The 2,851-nt window shown below is 74.9% G+C and carries 3 protein-coding genes; 2 read left to right on the top strand and 1 reads right to left on the bottom strand.

What is annotated here, in order from left to right:
- A partial coding sequence (locus ADY01_RS34615) for an ROK family protein (RefSeq protein ID WP_063784472.1) occupies nt 1-1,203 on the bottom strand: 1,203 nt, incomplete at its 3' end.
- 87 nt (nt 1,204-1,290) lie between these two features.
- Between ADY01_RS34615 and ADY01_RS34610 the strand changes: the two genes are divergently transcribed.
- Nucleotides 1,291-2,070, top strand: a complete 780-nt coding sequence (locus ADY01_RS34610; protein ID WP_199826389.1) for a class I SAM-dependent methyltransferase — start codon at nt 1,291-1,293, stop codon at nt 2,068-2,070.
- A gap of 11 nt (nt 2,071-2,081) precedes the next feature.
- Complete coding sequence (locus tag ADY01_RS34605) at nt 2,082-2,675, top strand: GrpB family protein (protein ID WP_049580750.1); 594 nt, start codon at nt 2,082-2,084, stop codon at nt 2,673-2,675.
- Nucleotides 2,676-2,851 lie beyond the last annotated feature (176 nt).

The raw sequence follows: 2,851 nt of genomic DNA, 5'->3' as shown, positions 1-2,851 counted from the left end.
CCGCTCGGGCGCGGCGAGGGGTCGGGCTCCTTCCTGGGTGGTGCTGGCGGTGAGGTCCTGGACGGCGACGGCCGCGGCGCCGCGCGCCCACTCGTCGAAGGGCATCGGGCTGAGGATCAGCGGGCAGTCGGCGGCGGCGCCGAACGCCTGGCGGCCGAAGACCTCGCGGATCGGCCGCTCGAACAGGTCGTAGGCGGCGACGCCCTCGCCGGAGACGAGGATCTTCTCCGGGCCCGCGAGGTTGGCCACGGCGGCGAGGCCCCGGCCGATGGCGCGACCGGCCCGTTCGAAGACGGGGGTGACGGCGGGGTCGGCGGCGCGGGCGCGGGCGACGGCGCCGGCCATGGTGAGTCCGGGGTCGCCGGTGGCCTCGCGGGCGGCGGCGACGATGGCGCGGGTGGAGGCGATGGCCTCCACGCAGCCGGTGCCGCCGCAGTGGCAGGGCGGTCCCTCGCCCTCGACCGGCACATGACCGATCTCGCCCGCCACGCCGTGCGCGCCCGCCACCAGCGCGCCGCCGACGACGAGGGCGCAGCCGATCCCGGCGCCGACGGTGACGAGGGCGAAGTCGGTCGAGCCCACGCCCTGGCCGAACAGGTACTCGGCGACGGCGAGGGACTTGACGTCGTTCTCCACCGTGACGGCCAGTCCGGTGGCGGCGCCGAGCAGGGCGGCGAGCGGGACGTCGCGCCAGCCGAGGAACGGGCAGTAGCGCACGGTGCCGCCCGCGCGGTCGATGTCGCCCGAGACGGCCACGCCGACGCGATGGGCGCGGCGGCCCGACTCCGGTTCGGCGTCGCGGAGTTCACGCAGGAGCCCGGCCAGGGCGGCGACGGTCTCGGGAACGGCGTGGGTGGCCAGGCGCCGGGTGGCGCGGTGCCGCACCCGGGCCCTCAGGTCGGTGAGCACGCCGATCAGTTCGTCCCCGGTGACCTTGACCCCGAAGAAGAACTCCCGGTCGGCGCGGACGCTGAGCGGAACGACGGGACGTCCGGCGCCCGCCGCACGCCCCACGGGCGCCAACTCCTGGAGGTACCCGGCCTCGATGAACGGCCGCGCGGCCTTGGTCACGGCCGCCGAGGAGAGCCCGGTCACCCGGGCGACATCGAGCCGGGAGATCGGACCCCTCGTCAGAACGGTGGTGAACACCAGGGCCGTCGCGGGCGTGGTGATCGGAGCCCTGCCGTGGAGCTGAGCCTGCATGGCGTGCACCGTAGGAGGATTAATTAACTTCGTCAATATTTAAATCCGATTACGTCGGTCGTCATGGGGCTGGCTAGGGTGGCCGCCATGATCACCTTCGGCGCCGTCGCGGACGCATACGAACGGGGAAGGCCGTCCTACCCGGCCGCCGCGGTGGACTGGCTGCTGGCCGAAACGGGCCCCCGCGTCCTCGATCTCGGCGCCGGCACCGGGAAGCTGACGCGGCTGCTGACGGACCGCGAACGAGATGTCACGGCGGTGGAGCCCTCGGACGGCATGCGCGAGCTGCTGACGAGTCGGGCGCCGGGCGCCCGCGTCCTCGCGGGCGTCGCCGAGTCGATCCCGCTGTGCGAGGGCAGCGTGGACGTGGTGCTGATGGCCCAGGCATGGCACTGGGTCGACCCCGAGCGGGCGCTCCCGGAGACCGCCCGCGTGCTGGCCCCCGGCGGAACCCTGGGCCTGGTGTGGAACGTTCGCGACGACCGCGAGGACTGGACGGCGCGGCTCGGCCGCCTCCTCCACCCCGGTGGACCGCCCCCGGCCGGCCACGCCACCGCCGCCGCCCTCGGCGACCGCCCCGACCTCTACGGCCCGGCCGAGGCGCACACGGTGGAGTGGCGCTACGCGGTGGATGCCGCGCGGCTGGCCGACCTCGTCGCCTCCCGCAGCTATGTGATCGCGATGGCCGACGACGAACGGACCACGCTGCTCAGGGAGGTGGCGGACCTCGCCGCCCACCACCCCGCCCTGGCCGGGCGCGACGTGATCGAGATGCCCTATGTCACCCACTGCTACCGGGCCCGCCGCCACGGCGTGGCCCGGGACCGCGCGGCGCGCGAGGAACACCGCGCGCCGCGCCAGGGGTAGCGTGCGGCAGCATGCCGTTTCCTGATGAACGCCGTCCCGTCGCCGTGGTGGACCACCGCGCCACGTGGGCAGAGGAGTTCACGCTGCTGGCCGGGCTGCTCCGCCGCGCGCTGGGCGAACTGCCCGTCGCCGTCGACCATGTGGGGTCCACCTCGGTGCCCGGCCTGCCCGCCAAGGACTGCCTCGACGTGCAGGTGCGCATGAACGCGCTCGACGAGGCGCGCGAGGTCGCCCTGCTGGCCGCGATCGGGTTCCGCTGCCGCCCCGAGCCGTGGAACCGCTCCGAGACCGTGGGCGGCACGGTCTGCCGCAAGCTGGTCTTCGCGCCGCCGCCCGGCGCCCGCGCGTGCAATGTCCACCTCCGGGAGAACGGAGGGCCCAACGCCCGCTACGCGCTGCTGTTCCGGGACTATCTGCGCGCCGCCGAGCCCGCCCGCCGCGCCTGGGGCGCGTTCAAGCGGAGGCTGGCGGCGAGCGTGCCCGACCTCCTGGACTACGGGCGGATCAAGGCCCCGGCCACCGACATCCTGATGGCCGGGGCCGAGCGGTGGGCGGCCGAGACCGGCTGGAGCCCGGGAGCCGGTGAGGGAGTCGTGGCGCCCTGATCCGGAACCGGCCGTGCGCCGACCGGACCATGGACACCGTTGGTCTAGACCTGCACCATGGGAACCCCCCACACCCGAGAGGGCGTTACCCATGGATCGACGGCAACTCCTCGCTTCCGGCGCCGCGTTGGCTGCCCTACCGCTGCTCGCCACCCCCACCGCGCACGCCGCCCCCT

The sequence above is a fragment of the Streptomyces sp. SBT349 genome (genome assembly GCF_001083795.1).
Classification (GTDB): Bacteria; Actinomycetota; Actinomycetes; order Streptomycetales; family Streptomycetaceae; genus Streptomyces.
This window is presented reverse-complemented; position numbering and strand designations above follow the sequence as displayed.